We start from the raw sequence: 15,799 nt of genomic DNA on the forward strand, positions 1-15,799 counted from the left end.
GTCCACTTTTGGTCAATGCTTTCTGATACAATTTGTTGGCCCGTTTTTTGTAGCTCTTTGCTGCAGATATGTTTCTCCTGACCACTACTAACGACAATTATTTTCTGACAAAAGGTAACCTCAAATGCCGCAATCAATAGTAACCATCGGTGAGTGTATGTTGGAGCTTACCCGGCAGCCCGGTGAGAAATCCGCCAGCAGCCTACCCATGGCAATGTCTTACGGCGGCGATACGCTCAATTCCGCCGTCTATTTGGCTCGGCAGGGAATTGCGGTCGATTTCGCCACCGCCCTGGGCGATGACCCCATGAGCAGCTGGCTGCTGGACCAATGGCGTAGCGAGGGTGTGGGTTGCGATCTGGTCGATATTTACCCGGGCAGTGTGCCGGGGCTTTACCTGGTCGAGGTTGACGACCAGGGCGAGCGTTCCTTCTATTACTGGCGTGACAGTTCTCCGGCGCGACGCTTGTTTGAGGACGAGGACAGGGCCAATAAATTATTTGCCAGGCTGGCAAATTACGACTGGGTGTTCCTTTCGGGTATCAGCCTTGCCATCTACAATGCTGCCTCGCGCCAGCGTTTGTTCAAGTTGCTGGCGACCTATCGGGCCAGCGGCGGCAAGGTGATTTTTGATGGCAATTACCGCCCCAGGCTGTGGCCCAGTAAAGAGGCCACCCAGCAAGCCTACCAAACCATGTATCAATTAACTGATTTGGCGCTGCCCACCATTGAGGATGAGCAGGCTCTGTTTGGCGATGCCGGCCAGGAACAGGTCATCGAGCGCCTGCAGTCCTGGGGAGTTGGTGAAATCGTGCTGAAAATGGGCGAGCACGGCTGCCGGGTAATCAGCGGCGCCGAGCAGGTGCTGGTGCCTTCCAACAAGGTGCAAGTGGTAGATACCACCTCGGCCGGTGACTCGTTTAACGCCGGCTACCTGGCGGCCCGTTTACGCGGCATTGCCCCGGCGGTAGCGGCTAAAAATGGGCATCGGCTGGCGTCAGTGGTCATTCAGCACCGCGGCGCTATTATCCCCATGGCGGCCATGCCCAAGGATTGATCGGTAGTATCGGTAGTAGAGAGAGAGGGCCGGGTCACGGCAATGAAACCCTATCAGCTCGCCATTGTAATGCTGGTGTTGGCGCTGTGCGCCACTGCTGCGGGTCTGGCCCGGTCTTCGGTCCAGGCAGCGGCTTCCGGCTGGGTCGCGATCGACGATTTTGAAGCGCCCGATCCGCTGGCCCAATGGCACCTGCACGATGCCGGCAACGAGACCGTGCCGCGGCTGGAAAATCCTCAGGTAACCGAGCTGCGCACCGAAGCCGGCAGTGGCAATCACTATCTTATCAAGAAGCCCGCCGCCGAAGGGGTGGTGGGCAATCGCAAGGCCCTCAGTTTTCGCCCTTTACCGGTGCCGGTGGCGGTGGGTGAAACCTACACCTTCTATGCCCGCTTTAACGTCGAATACTTTCCCAACAATCACGTGTTTGGCTTGAGCAATTTGCGTCCGCAGGGTATCGAGCAGAATGATTACAATGCCCTCGAGCCCAGCCTGCGGGTGACCGACAAACTCGAGTCCAACGGCTTGAAAAATGACGGTACGCTGATGGTGAAGCGCGGGCACGGCTATGCCAAAATCGTCAATCCGCAGACCGGCACAGAGGCCCAGCCGCTGCAGGAGGATACTTGGTACGAGGTCTGGTATGTGGTGAATAACGCCAGGCGCAACCAGGGCGGGCAGCGCTACGATGTGTATCTGCGCGGCGGTGATGAATTTCCCGTGCAGCAAAAGGTTTTCACCGGTGCTGACTTCCGCATGCAGCGCGAACTGCCGCTGATCTACTTTATGACCAACTGCAATACCGGCCCTGCCGAGGCCCCCTACGGCAACGGCGGCTTGCGCTACGATGACCTGTATATGGCCAGGGGCCTGCAGTTGACCACGCCGGGTCGGTGACACAGCCCCCGGGCACCTTTCGCTGCGCCTCGCCGCCGATCTTTTACTGTCCACCGGTGCGCTTTTTTGGGATAATAGCCGACTAATTTACTCGGGAAAGCGCCTTCAGGGTGCTTTTTCCGTGCTGACTCGTTATTGATTATTGATCGTTCTGTATTGATAGTCCGCTATTGATCGCTCGTTTTGCAGGCTCTACCTGCCAGGTTATTGTTCGTATGTCTCGCCCACTCGCCAAACCCCTTCCCGCCGCACCCCTGTTCGGTTACCCCAAGTACTGGGCCGAGTGCTACGGCACGGCGCCGTTTTTGCCTATGTCACGCGCGGAGATGGATGAGCTTGGCTGGGACAGCTGCGACATTATTATCGTCTGTGGCGACGCCTATGTGGATCACCCCAGCTTTGGCATGGCGGTGATGGGGCGGTTCCTCGAGTCCCAGGGGTTCCGGGTGGGGATTATCGCCCAGCCCGACTGGCGCTCGGCCGACGCCTTCAAGGCCCTGGGCAAGCCGAACCTGTTCTTCGGTGTCTCCGCCGGCAATATGGATTCCATGATCAACCGCTATACCGCCGACCTGAAGGTGCGCAACGACGACGCCTACACCCCGGCGGGTGAGCCGGGCAAGCGCCCCGACCGCGCGGTCACCGTTTACAGCCAGCGCTGCAAGGAAGCCTACAAGGATGTGCCGGTGGTGCTGGGCGGCATCGAGGCCAGCCTGCGCCGCATTGCCCAGTACGATTACTGGAGTGACGAGGTGCGGCGCTCGGTGCTGGTCGACTCCACCGCCGACATCCTGCTCTACGGCAACGCCGAGCGGGCCATTGCCGAAGTGGCACACCAGCTGGCCCAGGGCCGGCCGATCGGCGACTTGCTGGACATTCGCGGTACCGCCGTGATGCGCAGCGCGGTGCCCGGTGGCTGGACTGAAATTGACTCCAGCCGCATCGACTGGCCGAAACACATCGACGCCCACACCAACCCCTACGAGTTCGATGAAGGCAAGAACGAGGATTGCAGCAAATCCGGAGCGGCGAGTAGTGAACAGGAGGAGCCGCAAGAGCAGGCGGTGCGCATCATTCCCATGCCGCTGCAGGGGCGCAGTGTCTGGGAGATGGACAAGACCTGCATTAGGCTGCCGTCGTTTGAGAAAGTCAGCAAGGACGCGGTGCTCTATTCCCACGCCTCGCGGGTATTGCACCAGGAGTCCAACCCGCACAATGCCCGGGTGCTGGTGCAAAAACACGGCAACCGCGAACTGTGGGTAAACCCGCCGCCGATTCCGCTGGAAACCCCGGAGCTGGACGGGGTGTTTGCCCTGCCGTACCAGCGCCGGCCGCACCCGGCCTACGGCGAGGCCAAGATTCCCGCCTACGAGATGATCAAGACCTCGGTCAATATTATGCGCGGCTGTTTCGGCGGCTGTACCTTCTGCTCGATCACCGAGCACGAGGGCAGGGTGATCCAGAGTCGCTCGGAAGAATCGGTGCTGCGGGAGATCGAAGAGATTCGCGACAAGGTGCCGGGCTTTACCGGGTCCATTTCCGACCTCGGCGGCCCCACCGCCAATATGTACCACCTCAACTGCAAGGACCCGATCATTCACGCCAATTGCCGGCGCCTGTCCTGCGTGTTCCCGACCATCTGTAAAAACCTGGTCACCGATCACAGCCCCACCACCCAGCTGTATCGCAAGGCGCGGCAGATCAAGGGGGTCAAGCGTATCGCCATCGCTTCCGGCCTGCGCTACGACCTGGCGGTGCGCGACCCGGAATACGTCAAGGAGCTGGTCACCCACCACGTGGGCGGCTATTTGAAGATCGCCCCGGAGCACAGCGAAGAGGGTACCCTCAACCGCATGATGAAGCCGGGCATGGATACCTACTACAGCTTCAAGCGCATGTTCGACAAGTTCTCGAAAGAGGCGGGCAAGGAACAGTACCTGATTCCCTACTTTATTGCCGCGCACCCCGGCTGTGAAGACAATGACATGCTGAACCTGTCGCTGTGGCTGAAAAAGAACAAGTTTCGGGTCGACCAGGTGCAAACCTTTTACCCGTCCCCCATGTCGCTGGCGACTGCCATGTACCACTCCGAGCAGGACCCGCTGCACAAGCTCAGCTACAAGGGGCGCAAGTTGTATATTCCGCGCAAGCCGGAACAGCGGCGTTTGCAGAAGGCTTTTTTGCGCTACCACGACCCGAAAAACTGGGCTTTCCTGCGCCAGTCGCTCAAGGATATGCGGCGCGAGGACCTGATCGGCGATGGCCCCAACCAGCTGGTGCCCGCTGACGATCGCGGCCGCGGCGGTTACGGCGGCTTCAGTCCTGCCATCGGCGCCCAGGGGCGCACTGCCGGTGACGCTCGTCGGGCGGCCGCTTCCCGGCGCGGCCGCGGTGGCAATAGTAGTGGAGTTGGCAATAAGAGTGGCGCTGGCAATAAGAATGGCGGCGGTAAAAAGACCCGGCGCGGCAGGTAGATCGGAACTCCCTCTATGAGCAAAACCTTTTCCCTCGACTGGGCCTACGCCCTTGGCCGGCCGCAGACCAGTGCGCTGTTCCGCCGTACGCCGGAAGATTTCGTGGTGCACGAAGACCTGGGCTTCGAGCCCTGTGGCGAGGGCGAGCACGTCTATCTGCACATCCAGAAGCGCGGTGAAAACACCGCCTGGCTGGCGCGCCAGATCGCGCGCCTGGCCGGGGTGGACAACAACGCCGTGGGCTACGCCGGCCTCAAGGATCGGCAGGCGGTTACCCGCCAGTGGTTCAGCGTCTACTTGCCCAAAGGTGATGAGCCGGACTGGCAGCAGCTGGGTTCGGACAGCATCCAGGTCCTGGCCGCCACACGCCACCGGCAAAAGCTGCGTCGCGGTGCCCATCGCGCCAATCATTTTCAGATTCGTTTGCACCAGCTCGAGGGTGAGACTGGCGCCGCCTTGCAGCAGCGCCTGGACACAGTGGCCGAGCAGGGCGTGCCCAACTATTTCGGCCCCCAGCGCTTTGGTCACGACGGCAATAACCTGCACGACGCCGAGCGCCTGCTGGTGGCTGGCGGCCGTATCGCCAATCGGCAAAAGCGGGGTTTGATTTTATCGGCGGCGCGCTCCTGGCTGTTCAACCAAGTGCTCGACCGGCGAGTGGGTGAGGGCAGCTGGCACTCCGCGCTGCCGGGGGAAACCCTGGTCAATGAGTGGCCCAGCGGTCCACTTTGGGGGCGTGGCCGGTTGGCCGGCAGTGAACAAACGGTGGCGCTGGAGCAGGCGGTACTGGCGCCCCTGCAAGACTGGTGCAATGGTCTGGAGCACGTTGGCCTGTCCCAGGAGCGGCGTGCGCTAGTGCTGTTGCCGGCGGATTTCCGCAGCGCGGTCTCCGCCGACAGCCTGGAAGTGAGCTTCAGCCTGTTGCCGGGTGGCTACGCCACCGCGGTTTTGCGGGAAATATGCCTGTTGAAGGAAACGCCAGCGCCCGAGGATATGCTATAGTTTCTGCCAATTAGCGATGGTTGCCCCTGGCAGTTCACGCGTATTCATTCACCAACCCAGGCACTCACCACGACATCAATGTACGCATATAATAGAAAGGCTGCCGCACGCAAGGTGTCGGTGGCGGAACCATTCGGGGGTGGCTGTTGACCAGTTTGCACTTAGAGGGCATCGGGATGACCTCCCGGCGCACCAGGGATCGGTTAGTACAGCGATTGCTGGAGCAGGGCGTCGGCAACCGCCAGGTACTGGACGTTATGGCGGGCACGCCCCGGCATATATTTCTCGATGAAGCACTGGCCCATCGTGCCTATGAAGATACCGCCCTGCCCATAGGTTTTGGCCAGACCCTGTCGCAGCCCTATATTGTTGCCCGCATGACCGCAGCCCTGCTGGATAACAGCCGGAGCCTGGAGCGGGTGCTGGAAGTGGGTACCGGCTCCGGCTACCAGACCAGTATCCTGGCGCAACTGGTATCCCGGGTGTACAGCGTTGAGCGCATCAAGCCCCTGCAGGACAAGGCGCGGACGCGTCTGCGCCAGCTGGGCTTGCGCAACGTCGACCTGAAACACGCCGATGGCGGCTTCGGCTGGCCCGAGCGCGGCCCTTTCAACGCCATTCTCAGCACCGCCGCCCCCCGTGAAGTGCCCGCAGAGCTGCTGGCACAGTTGGCTCCCGATGGCGTGCTGGTGATTCCGGTGGGGGAGGAGCAACAGAATTTATGCCTGATTGTGCGCGAGGGCGAGAGCGCCAATTTCCGCACCGAAGTGCTGGAGCCGGTAAAGTTTGTGCCATTGCTCTCCGGCATTACCCGCTAGTTCGACTGTACACTCTAACGACTGTACGCAGTTTCGAGGTAATAGATGAAAAAGGATGTTAACCGCCATGCAGGCCTCGTGCTTCGGGGTATGGCGATGGGGGCTGCCGATGTTATACCCGGCGTCTCCGGAGGAACCGTTGCCCTGATTACCGGTATCTACGCCGAGCTGATTGATTCCTTGCGCCGCTGTGATCATCGCGCGGTGCAGTGCCTGTTTGAGCACGGCGTGCTGGCCACCTGGCGCCACATCAATGGCTCCTTCCTGTTGGCGGTGCTGAGTGGCATTCTCATCAGTATCTTCTCTCTCGCAAACCTGGTTAGCCGGGTGCTGGAGCAGTCCCCAATTTTGGTGTGGTCCCTGTTTTTCGGCCTGATCGTGGCCTCGTGCCTGCACCTGTTGCGCCAGGTCAACGGCTGGAATTGGCGCCGCTTCGGGCTGCTGTTGCTGGGGGTGCTGCTGGCGCTGCTGGTGTCGGTGCTCAAGCCGACGCAGCTGTCAGACGACTGGTGGGTGGTTATGCTGGCGGGCATGGTGGCGATCTGTGCAATGATCCTGCCGGGTATTTCCGGCGGCTTTTTATTGCTGATGATGGGGCTCTACGCCACGGTGGTGGAGTCCATTTCGAGCCTGAACCTGGCCGTTCTGGTGCCTTTCGCGTTCGGTTGCCTGGTGGGTTTGCTGCTGTTTTCCCACGTGTTGAGTTGGCTGTTGCGCGGCTTTGAGTCCGCTACCATGGCATTTTTAACCGGCGTTTTGGCCGGCTCCCTGAACATTATCTGGCCCTGGAAGCAGACCCTGGAGCTAATCCAGGACCGCCATGGGGAGTGGGTACCGCTGGTGCAGCAGAACGTGAGTCCGTTTCTTTATTCCAAAATGACAGGGAATCCGTCGCAAATATACCTCGCTATAACCTTATGTACTGCCGGCTTTTTAGCCGTGTTGCTGCTTGAGATTGTCGCCAATCGCCACAGGGCCGCGACTTAAAGTGCTTTGTTAAGAAGGTGCCAAAACGTTTTCAATAGGGGATTAACCGGGCTAAACTTTTCCAAAGACCCCGAAAAGTGGAAGTTAGCTCTTAATTTTGGAGAAATACTAGGAAATTTTTTATACAAATTTCGCATAATTTTTCATTCTTAAGTCCCAAAATTCATAATCAATGAGCAGAAAAGCAGCGGTGGAAAGGTATTCCGAATGAGCGTCGATACCGATCGAGGAGGAAATAGCCGCTGCAGAGTGTTCGGTATTTTGAACAGAATCGTCATTATCGGCCTGACCGGCATTATTTTGACGTCTTGCATGGGGTCGCCGAACCGGGCGCCGGTCCATGATCGCTTCACCCAATCTGCGAAGAAACCTTCGTATCATATTGTTTCTAAAGGGGAAACCCTGTTCTCAATAGCCTGGCGATATGGCGTCGACTACAAGCAGTTGGCAAAACAGAATGGTATTTCCTCAAGTTATATAATTTACCCGGGTCAAAAAATTTACTTATATAAAACGGTGGCTAAGAGCCCTGCTGCGAGCGTCAAAAAGCCGCCGCAGAAAGCGGTAGATCCGGCTCCGGTCAAGCCCCCGGTTACACCATCCTCGCGTTCAAAAACCACGACAGCGTCAAAAAATCCGCCCCCCGCCAAGTCGACGCCATCCGCTGAGTTGCAGTGGCGCTGGCCGGCGCAAGGAAAGGTGATTGCAACGTTTTCTTCACAAAACACTTTAAATAAGGGTATTGATATTGAGGGCCGTTTGGGAGAGCCTGTACTGGCTGCGGCATCCGGAGTAGTGGTTTACGCCGGTAACGGAATTCGCGGTTATGGCAATTTGCTCATCATCAAGCACAACGAGACTTATCTGAGCGCCTATGCCCACAACAGCAAGTTGCTGGTTAAAGAGCAAACAGTTGTTAAAGTTGGAGAGAAGATTGCCGAGATAGGTCAGAGTGGAGCGGATAAACCAAAACTCCATTTTGAAATTCGGCGGGCAGGAAAGCCGATAGATCCTCGAAACTATCTGCCGCGGCGCTAATTGGCCGCATCCGATGCGGTTGATTCGAATGATCCTGTACTTGTACTGACAGATGTAACGCTGAAGCTTGTAAACACAAAAAAATTACGGGACCGACGACATGGCTCTACAGGAAGCAAAATACCACGACATCGATAAGGCGCCGCTGGATGCAAACTTGGCAGATGCCGATGAAGCCGCAGCAGATGAAACTGTTTCGCTCAAGTCTACTCTTGCCGATGAGCAGGACCGTTACGACAAGAGCCTCGACACCACCCAGCTGTACCTGAATGAGATCGGCTTTTCACCGCTGCTCTCGGCCGAGGAAGAAGTGTATTTCTCCCGCAAGGCATTGCGCGGCTGTGAAGCATCGCGCAAGCGCATGATCGAGAGCAATTTGCGGCTGGTGGTAAAAATTTCCCGGCGTTATGTCAATCGCGGCCTGGCCCTGCTCGACCTGATCGAAGAGGGTAACCTCGGTTTGATCCGGGCAGTGGAAAAATTTGATCCGGAGCGCGGCTTCCGTTTTTCAACCTACGCCACCTGGTGGATTCGCCAGACCATTGAGCGCGCCATCATGAACCAGACGCGCACCATTCGTCTGCCGATTCATGTGGTCAAGGAGCTCAATGTCTACCTGCGAGCGGCCCGCGAGCTGTCCCAGAAGCTGGACCACGAACCCACTCCGGAAGATATCGCTAACCTGCTGGACAAGCCGGTGGCGGACGTACAGCGTATGTTGGCGTTGAACGAGCGGGTGGCGTCCATGGATGTGCCGATTGGCCAGTCGTCCGACAAGACCCTGGTGGATACCATTGCTGACCAAAATGCCTCTGATCCATCGGAGCTGCTGCAGGACAGCGACCTGAACAACAGTATCGATAACTGGCTTGGTGACCTGAGTGAAAAGCAGCGCGAAGTACTGGTGCGTCGCTTTGGTCTGCGCGGCCATGAAATCAGCACCCTGGAAGAGGTGGGCCGGGAAATCGGATTGACCCGCGAGCGGGTGCGGCAGATCCAGGTAGAGGCACTGAAGCGCCTGCGCGATATTATGGAGGCTCAGGGCCTGAACGCCGAAGCGCTGTTTGCCAGCATGTGATGCACGTGAGCGGGCTGCGCCAACCGGTGCGGCTCGCAGCTGTTGCAAAAGCCCTGGTCAAAACCGGGACGAAAAAAAACCGCAGCCAGTGCGGTTTTTTTTCGGCGGTTGGAAAGCGGTGTTAGCGCTCCAGGTACTGCAGCTTGTTTTCAACCCCGTCCCACTCTTCGGCATCGGCCGGAGCTTCTTTCTTCTCGGTGATATTGGGCCAGATCTCCGCCAGCTCGGCATTGAGCTCCAGGTAGACCTCCTGGCCAGCGGGGATTTCATCCTCGGCAAAAATGGCTTCCACCGGACACTCTGGCTCACACAGGGCGCAATCGATGCACTCGTCGGGGTGAATGACCAGAAAGTTTGGGCCCTCGTAAAAGCAGTCTACTGGGCACACTTCGACGCAGTCGGTGTGCTTGCATTTGATACAGTTGTCGCCAACCACAAACGTCATGGTGAAAACTCCATTGTTGCTGTTTGATATTTGAATGTGATCCGGTTGTCCGGGCGTCGCAGTAACCCGCAATTGTAGCAGCCCGGTCGTGCAGGCGGGAGAGTTTATCAGATTAGCCTTATTGGTTTTAGCTCTAATACGCCCTTTTTATCCCATTCCCGGGCCGCGGCCTATTGCATCAGCTTCTTCAGGGCGTAGAGCTGTTCCAGGGCCTGGCGGGGGCTGAGATTGTCGGGGTCGATCTCGTCCAGCAGTTCCAGCGCCGGGCTGGGTGGCGCCCCGAACATGTCGACCTGCATCGGGCCCGGTGCCGGGCCGGCGTTGGCCGTGGTCATGGCGACCTGGCCATCGCGCTGGTTTTCCAGCAGTTGCAATTGCTGGCGGGCGAGCTGGATAACCTCGCTGGGGATGCCCGCAAGTTTCGCCACCTGCAGGCCATAGCTTTTGCTGGCGGGCCCCTCGTGGATATTGTGCAGGAAGACGATGGAGTCGTTGTGCTCGCTGGCATCCAGGTGCACGTTGGCCACGTTGCTGTGGGTCTTGGGCAATTCCGTCAATTCAAAGTAGTGGGTGGCAAACAGGGTGAAGGCCTTGACCTTCTCCGCCAGGCGCACCGCACTGGCCCAGGCCAGGGCGAGGCCGTCGAAGGTGCTGGTGCCGCGGCCAATTTCGTCCATCAGCACCAGGCTGCGGGCGCTGGCGTTATTGAGGATGTTGGCGGTCTCGGTCATCTCCACCATAAAGGTCGAGCGGCCACCGGCGAGATCGTCGGAGGAGCCGATACGGGTAAAGATACGGTCCACCAGGCCGATGCAGGCACTTTCCGCCGGGATATAGCTGCCGATATGGGCCAGCAGGGTGATCAGCGCGGTCTGGCGCATATAGGTCGACTTACCGCCCATATTGGGGCCGGTGACGATCAGCATGCGGCGCTCGTCGCCCAGCTGCAGGTCGTTGGGCACGAACGGGTGATCGGCGACTTTCTCCACCACCGGGTGGCGCCCCGCGGTGTAGCTGAGGCCCGGTTCGAGGCGCAGCTGCGGGCGGTTAAAATTGAGGTTTTCGGCGCGCTCGGCCAGGGTGGCCAACACGTCCAGCTCCGCCACGGCAGCGGCTGCCTGTTGCAGTGGCAGCAACACTTCATTGAGGGTTTCGACAATCTCCTCGTACAGGGCCTTCTCCCGGGTCAGGGCGCGGCTCTTGGCCGACAGCGCCTTGTCTTCAAATTCTTTCAGTTCCGGGGTGATAAAGCGCTCGGCGTTTTTCAGGGTCTGGCGGCGGATATAGTCCGCCGGCGCCTGCTCGGACTGGGCTCGGCTGATCTCGATGTAGTAGCCGTGCACGCGGTTGTAGCCCACCTTCAGGGTGCTGATGCCGGTGCGCTCCTTTTCCCGGGTCTCCAGGTCGATCAGGAACTGGCCGGCGTTGCTGCTCAGGTTGCGCAGCTCGTCCAGCTCGCTGTCATAACCCTCGGCGATCACGCCGCCATCGCGAATCACCACCGGCGGGTTCTCGATAATGGCACGGCCGAGCAAATCCTCCAGCTCCGGGAAGGTGCCGATGGCGGTGGCCAGCGTCTGCAGGTGGCTGGCGCTGCACTCAGACAACAGGGTTTGCAGCTCGGGGTAGGTGGCCAGCGACATGGACAGGCGCGACAGATCCCGGGGCCGGGCCGAGCGCAGGGCCACGCGGCCGAGAATGCGCTCCAGGTCGCCGATGCGCTTGAGGCAGGCGTGCAGCGGTTCAAACTTGTAGCCGTCGAGCAGGTCGGCAATGGCGTCCTGGCGGGCATTGAGTATACCCAGGTCGCGCAGCGGACGATTCAGCCAGCGCCGCAGCAGACGGCTGCCCATGGCGGTGGCGGAGGTGTTGAGCACATCGAACAGGGTGTGCTCATCGCCGCCGTTGAGGTTGATATCCAGCTCCAGGTTGCGCCGCGTGGCGGCATCCATCACCACCGCCTCGTCGCGGTTTTCACTGTTGATGGTGTTGATGTGGGGCAGGGCAGTGCGCTGGGTCTCTTGGGCATAGGCTAGCAGGCAGCCGGCGGCGGTAAGAGCCACCTCGAGATGGTCACAGCCGAAGCCTGCCAAATCCTGGGTGCCAAACTGCTGGGCCAGCAGTCGGCGTGCGGTTTCCAGTTCGAACTCCCACGGCGCCCGGCGGCGCACACCGCGGCGGCGCTCGGTGATCGGCTCGCAGAGCAGCACTTCCGACACCAGCAGCTCCGCCGGATTCAGTCGCTGCAATTCCCCCAGCACTGCGTCGATGCCCTCGACCTCAAGCACCTGGAAGCGACCGGAACCGATATCCAGCGTCGCCAGGCCAAAGGTCTCCCCGTCCACGTGCAGGGCCACCAGCAGGTTGTCGCGGCTCTCATCCAGCAGCGATTCATCGCTGACCGTGCCCGGCGTGACGATGCGCACCACCTTGCGCTCCACCGGCCCCTTGCTGGTGGCCGGGTCGCCGATCTGCTCGCAGATCGCCACCGACACGCCCTTGCGCACCAGCTTGGCCAGGTAGCCGTCGGCAGCGTGGAACGGCACCCCGGCCATGGGAATCGGCTCACCCCCGGATTTGCCTCGGGCGGTGAGGGTTACATCCAGTAACTGCGAGGCGCGCTTGGCATCCTCATAGAACAGCTCGTAGAAGTCCCCCATGCGGTAGAACACCAGCTCGTCGGGATGCTGGGCCTTGATCTTGAGGTACTGCTGCATCATGGGGGTGTGGTTGGCACTGTCACTCATAGCGGAACTGTCGATTACCTGGTTTGGAGAGAGGAATTTCAAGGAGCGCTATGATAAGGGATTGCGGGGCTCAGGCATATGGGGGTCTGGTAGTGAATTGATTATTACGGCGCAGTGTTGCCTGTCGTCGCGTATTGCTGGTCTGTATTGGATTTACCGAAAGCGGGCTGAGCGGTGCCAGCTGGAGGGGGGTAACGGGGGCTGGTGTTCTCAAAAACAACGCAACTGCTTCAAGCTGGATTGGGTTCTTTACTTCAGTCCTTTACTTCAGGACACCCACTCAGTTACTTCAGAGTTACTTCAGGAGTTACTTCAGGACACCCACTTACCGGGATGGAGTTACTTCAGCAATTATTCGGGGACATCCACATTTATTATGGGGCATCCGCTTTCATACTTTTTGTTGATTGCGGTACAGCTAAAATTTTGTTGCAATCAATGCCGACAAAGGAGTTACTTCAGGACACCCACTTACCGGGATGGAGTTACTTCAAGACACCCACTTACAGCAATTATTAGGGGACATCCACATTTATTCTGGAACATCCGCTTTCATACTTTTTGTTGATTGCGGTACAGCTAAAATTTTGTTGCAATCAATGCCGACAAAGGAAAGTCTCTGGCTAGCAAAGGATTGCCACCATGACCTTACCCCGAGCCCAGCAAATTTCTCTGGATGCCACACCCTATTACCATTGCGTATCCCGCTGTGTAAGGCGTGCTTTTCTCTGTGGCATCGATCCTACGAGTGGTAGCAGTCATTTATTCGGGGACATCCGCTTTCATACTTTTTGTTGATTGCGGTACAGCCAAAATTTTGTTGCAATCAATGTCGACAAAGGAAAGTCCCAGGCTAGCAATGGATTGCCACCATGACCTTACCTCGAGCCCAGCAAATTTCTCTGGATGCCACACCCTATTACCATTGCGTATCCCGCTGTGTAAGGCGTGCTTTTCTCTGTGGCATCGATCGTACGAGTGGTAGCAGTTACGAGCACCGGCGCCAGTGGGTTGAGGACAAGATCTTGCACCTGGCTGAAATATTTGCCCTCGATATTTGCGCTTTTGCGGTTATGTCAAACCATTACCACATTGTTTTTCATATCAATAAGGACAAAGCCGATCGCTGGTCCAATGAAGAAGTGATATCGCGTTGGCACCGACTGTACCGCGGCAATCTGCTCAGCCAGAAATATATCGCCGAAAAAACCTTAAGCAAGGCCGAGAACTGCTTGCTTGAAGAAATTGTCGCTAACTGGCGTGTGCGGCTGCACAGCATCAGCCAGTTTATGCAAGTCCTGAATGAATCCATTGCCAGGGAGGCAAACCGGGAGGACGGTTGCAGTGGCCGCTTTTGGGAAGGCAGGTACAAATCCCAGGCACTGCTGGATGATGCGGCACTGGCGGCTTGTATGGCCTACGTGGATTTGAATCCTATTCGCGCTCAATTGGCAGTTACCCCGGAGCAATCAGAGCATACCAGCGTCAAGCGCAGGATTGAGAGAGCCGGGCGGGCGAGGTTACCAAATCACACAAGGCAACAGCCGCTGCAATTGATGCCATTCGCAGGTCATCCCCGCCAGGATGCTCCATTTGGCCTGCCGTTTCGGCTGACCGACTATCTACAATTGATCGATTGGACAGGTCGTGTTATTCGTGACGAAAAGCGAGGGGTAATCCCCTCCGATACTCCGGCCATAGTGGAGCGTTTACGAATCGAGCCGAAACACTGGCTTTATTGCAGTACCCAGTTCGAAAGTCGATTTAAAAACCTGGTGGGCCGCCTACGAGCATTGCAGCGGGCCTGTATTCCGTTGCAGCGAGAACGCATTAGTGGTAGTAGTGCCTGTCAAATGCTATTCGGCTGAGTGAATCGAAGTTGATATTGTGATGGTTTAGTCGTCAGGAGTCGGCTTGTCAGCCTCCGCTTTATAAATTCCCGCATCTATTCTTTTTATCAATCGACACTAGTGTCCGGTTAATTGTTGAATAAATTCAATTGGTTAGAAAACATGTCATCCTCCGGAGTGTACTTGGAATCGAAAAAGTCCTTGTTTAATGGGGTTTTCTCGAAAAGAGTGACTGAAAATATCTGTAACAAAGTGTAGAGGGAGGCGTCCAGGCCGAGTCGCTTCTTGATGATGGCAACGAGGACGTAAACTGACACAGCGGTCCAGATCTGCACCTTTACTGCGTTCTCGGATGTACCGTAAAACTTCTTGATTCGGAGATTTTGCTTGATCCATTTGAAAAATAATTCGACTTGCCAGCGAGCCTTGTACAGCTTGCAGATAGTTTGCGGTGGAGGGCCGAACAGGTTGGTCAGGAACACCAACCTCTTTCCGGTTTCGGGATCTTTGAAGCGAATCCTTCGAAGATGAACAGGAAAATTTCTTTGGCTGTAATACCCCGAAAGAGCCACCGTTTGGTCGCAAATAATTCCTTCCTCCCGATCGCTCGGCGCCGAGTAGACTCGCCGAAAATCGGCATTCGATTTGGCGCGAGTGATGAAGTAGGCTCCCGACTGGTGAAGTGCGAAAAGTCGTTCGAAATCGACGTACGCGCGGTCCATGACGTAAATGGCAGAAGGTTCTGGAATAATCAGGTCGAGCACGTTGACATCGTGCAGCTTGCCGTCGGAAACATGTATAAAACTCGGAATATTTCCTCTCAGGTCCAACAACGTATGCATCTTGACGGCAGCCTTGGTGCTTCGAAACGGAGCCCAGGGAAACATCGACAGACAGAGATCGATCGTGGTGGAGTCGAGTGCGTAAATCGTGTTCGACAAATCCAGCCCAAGATCCTCTTCTGCATAAAGCTTTCGAGCTTGCGAGATCAGTCGCTGTGCAAATTCGGCATAGATTCGCCAGTCTCTTCGCTCGTTGGCATCGGCCAGAGTAGAGCGTTTGATTGGCGACCGGATGCCCATGTGGTAAAGCTTGGCCGATTGAGTCGCCAGACAGGCTTCGATATCGCGCAGGCTTTCTCTGTAGGTCAACTGTGCGAACGCCAAAATACGAAAGTGCTCGGCGCAAGGAAACGTACGGATTCTGTAATCCCCATCGTAACGGTTTACAATTCGATGAAATGTTTTCCATGGGAGAAAGTCCATGATCTGCGCGAATAGTGTCTTTCCTGTATTCATCCTGTCCCCTCGCCATCGAAGGTCGAAAAGGAGGATATAATGCCTTATCTGCGTTCAAATCGGGGACACCACTTCTTGTACGTAACCCATTGTAAAATATCAATATTT

At 57.4% G+C, this 15,799-nt stretch carries 12 protein-coding genes; 9 read left to right on the plus strand and 3 right to left on the minus strand.

What is annotated here, in order from left to right:
• The first annotated feature begins 124 nt into the window (after window positions 1-124).
• The 8 genes from G8764_RS13430 to rpoS all read left to right on the plus strand — a co-directional run bounded on the left by G8764_RS13430 (window position 125) and on the right by rpoS (window position 9,351).
• Window positions 125-1,057, plus strand: coding sequence for a sugar kinase (locus G8764_RS13430; RefSeq protein WP_166165167.1), 933 nt, complete (start codon window positions 125-127; stop codon window positions 1,055-1,057).
• A gap of 42 nt (window positions 1,058-1,099) precedes the next feature.
• The gene (locus tag G8764_RS13435; protein WP_207951881.1) at window positions 1,100-1,954 is read left to right on the plus strand and encodes a hypothetical protein; all 855 of its coding nucleotides are present in this window, start codon (window positions 1,100-1,102) and stop codon (window positions 1,952-1,954) included.
• Window positions 1,955-2,169: 215 nt separating this feature from the next.
• Window positions 2,170-4,428, plus strand: a complete 2,259-nt coding sequence (locus G8764_RS13440) for a YgiQ family radical SAM protein (RefSeq protein ID WP_243748797.1) — start codon at window positions 2,170-2,172, stop codon at window positions 4,426-4,428.
• 15 nt (window positions 4,429-4,443) lie between these two features.
• The gene (gene truD, locus G8764_RS13445; protein WP_166165168.1) at window positions 4,444-5,430 is read left to right on the plus strand and encodes a tRNA pseudouridine(13) synthase TruD; all 987 of its coding nucleotides are present in this window, start codon (window positions 4,444-4,446) and stop codon (window positions 5,428-5,430) included.
• A 176-nt stretch (window positions 5,431-5,606) separates the two neighbouring features.
• The gene (locus tag G8764_RS13450; RefSeq protein WP_166165258.1) at window positions 5,607-6,248 is read left to right on the plus strand and encodes a protein-L-isoaspartate(D-aspartate) O-methyltransferase; all 642 of its coding nucleotides are present in this window, start codon (window positions 5,607-5,609) and stop codon (window positions 6,246-6,248) included.
• 45 nt (window positions 6,249-6,293) lie between these two features.
• A complete protein-coding gene (locus tag G8764_RS13455) occupies window positions 6,294-7,235 on the plus strand; it encodes a DUF368 domain-containing protein (protein ID WP_166165169.1) in 942 nt (313 codons plus the stop codon).
• Between the two features lie 207 nt (window positions 7,236-7,442).
• A complete protein-coding gene (locus G8764_RS13460; RefSeq protein WP_207951882.1) occupies window positions 7,443-8,273 on the plus strand; it encodes a peptidoglycan DD-metalloendopeptidase family protein in 831 nt (276 codons plus the stop codon).
• A gap of 100 nt (window positions 8,274-8,373) precedes the next feature.
• Window positions 8,374-9,351 carry an RNA polymerase sigma factor RpoS gene (gene rpoS / locus G8764_RS13465; protein ID WP_166165170.1) on the plus strand — a complete coding sequence of 326 codons (978 nt, stop codon included), beginning with the start codon at window positions 8,374-8,376 and terminating at the stop codon, window positions 9,349-9,351.
• Between the two features lie 121 nt (window positions 9,352-9,472).
• On the opposite strand, the gene fdxA is transcribed toward rpoS, so the two are convergent.
• Together fdxA and mutS are read right to left on the minus strand one after the other, a co-directional pair.
• On the minus strand, window positions 9,473-9,796 hold the full coding sequence (fdxA, locus tag G8764_RS13470; RefSeq protein WP_166165171.1) for a ferredoxin FdxA: 324 nt from the start codon (window positions 9,794-9,796) through the stop codon (window positions 9,473-9,475).
• Between the two features lie 170 nt (window positions 9,797-9,966).
• On the minus strand, window positions 9,967-12,543 hold the full coding sequence (gene mutS / locus G8764_RS13475; protein WP_243748798.1) for a DNA mismatch repair protein MutS: 2,577 nt from the start codon (window positions 12,541-12,543) through the stop codon (window positions 9,967-9,969).
• A gap of 872 nt (window positions 12,544-13,415) precedes the next feature.
• Between mutS and G8764_RS13480 the strand changes: the two genes are divergently transcribed.
• A complete protein-coding gene (locus tag G8764_RS13480; RefSeq protein WP_166165172.1) occupies window positions 13,416-14,411 on the plus strand; it encodes a transposase in 996 nt (331 codons plus the stop codon).
• A gap of 110 nt (window positions 14,412-14,521) precedes the next feature.
• On the opposite strand, the gene G8764_RS13485 is transcribed toward G8764_RS13480, so the two are convergent.
• On the minus strand, window positions 14,522-15,691 hold the full coding sequence (locus G8764_RS13485; protein WP_166165173.1) for an IS4 family transposase: 1,170 nt from the start codon (window positions 15,689-15,691) through the stop codon (window positions 14,522-14,524).
• Between the last annotated feature and the right edge of the window lie 108 nt (window positions 15,692-15,799).

Source organism: Pseudomaricurvus alcaniphilus (assembly GCF_011440395.1).
Lineage (GTDB): Bacteria > Pseudomonadota > Gammaproteobacteria > Pseudomonadales > Cellvibrionaceae > Pseudomaricurvus > Pseudomaricurvus alcaniphilus.

What these genes read in the sequence shown, in the direction of transcription:
- fdxA (WP_166165171.1), bottom strand. Translation starts at nt 9,796, where the DNA reads ATGACGTTTGTGGTTGGCGACAACTGTATCAAATGCAAGCACACCGAC.
- rpoS (WP_166165170.1), top strand. Translation starts at nt 8,374, where the DNA reads ATGGCTCTACAGGAAGCAAAATACCACGACATCGATAAGGCGCCGCTG.
- G8764_RS13455 (WP_166165169.1), top strand. Translation starts at nt 6,294, where the DNA reads ATGAAAAAGGATGTTAACCGCCATGCAGGCCTCGTGCTTCGGGGTATG.
- G8764_RS13485 (WP_166165173.1), bottom strand. Translation starts at nt 15,691, where the DNA reads ATGAATACAGGAAAGACACTATTCGCGCAGATCATGGACTTTCTCCCA.
- G8764_RS13440 (WP_243748797.1), top strand. Translation starts at nt 2,170, where the DNA reads ATGTCTCGCCCACTCGCCAAACCCCTTCCCGCCGCACCCCTGTTCGGT.
- truD (WP_166165168.1), top strand. Translation starts at nt 4,444, where the DNA reads ATGAGCAAAACCTTTTCCCTCGACTGGGCCTACGCCCTTGGCCGGCCG.
- G8764_RS13450 (WP_166165258.1), top strand. Translation starts at nt 5,607, where the DNA reads ATGACCTCCCGGCGCACCAGGGATCGGTTAGTACAGCGATTGCTGGAG.
- G8764_RS13430 (WP_166165167.1), top strand. Translation starts at nt 125, where the DNA reads ATGCCGCAATCAATAGTAACCATCGGTGAGTGTATGTTGGAGCTTACC.
- G8764_RS13480 (WP_166165172.1), top strand. Translation starts at nt 13,416, where the DNA reads ATGACCTTACCTCGAGCCCAGCAAATTTCTCTGGATGCCACACCCTAT.
- G8764_RS13460 (WP_207951882.1), top strand. Translation starts at nt 7,443, where the DNA reads ATGAGCGTCGATACCGATCGAGGAGGAAATAGCCGCTGCAGAGTGTTC.
- mutS (WP_243748798.1), bottom strand. Translation starts at nt 12,543, where the DNA reads ATGAGTGACAGTGCCAACCACACCCCCATGATGCAGCAGTACCTCAAG.
- G8764_RS13435 (WP_207951881.1), top strand. Translation starts at nt 1,100, where the DNA reads ATGAAACCCTATCAGCTCGCCATTGTAATGCTGGTGTTGGCGCTGTGC.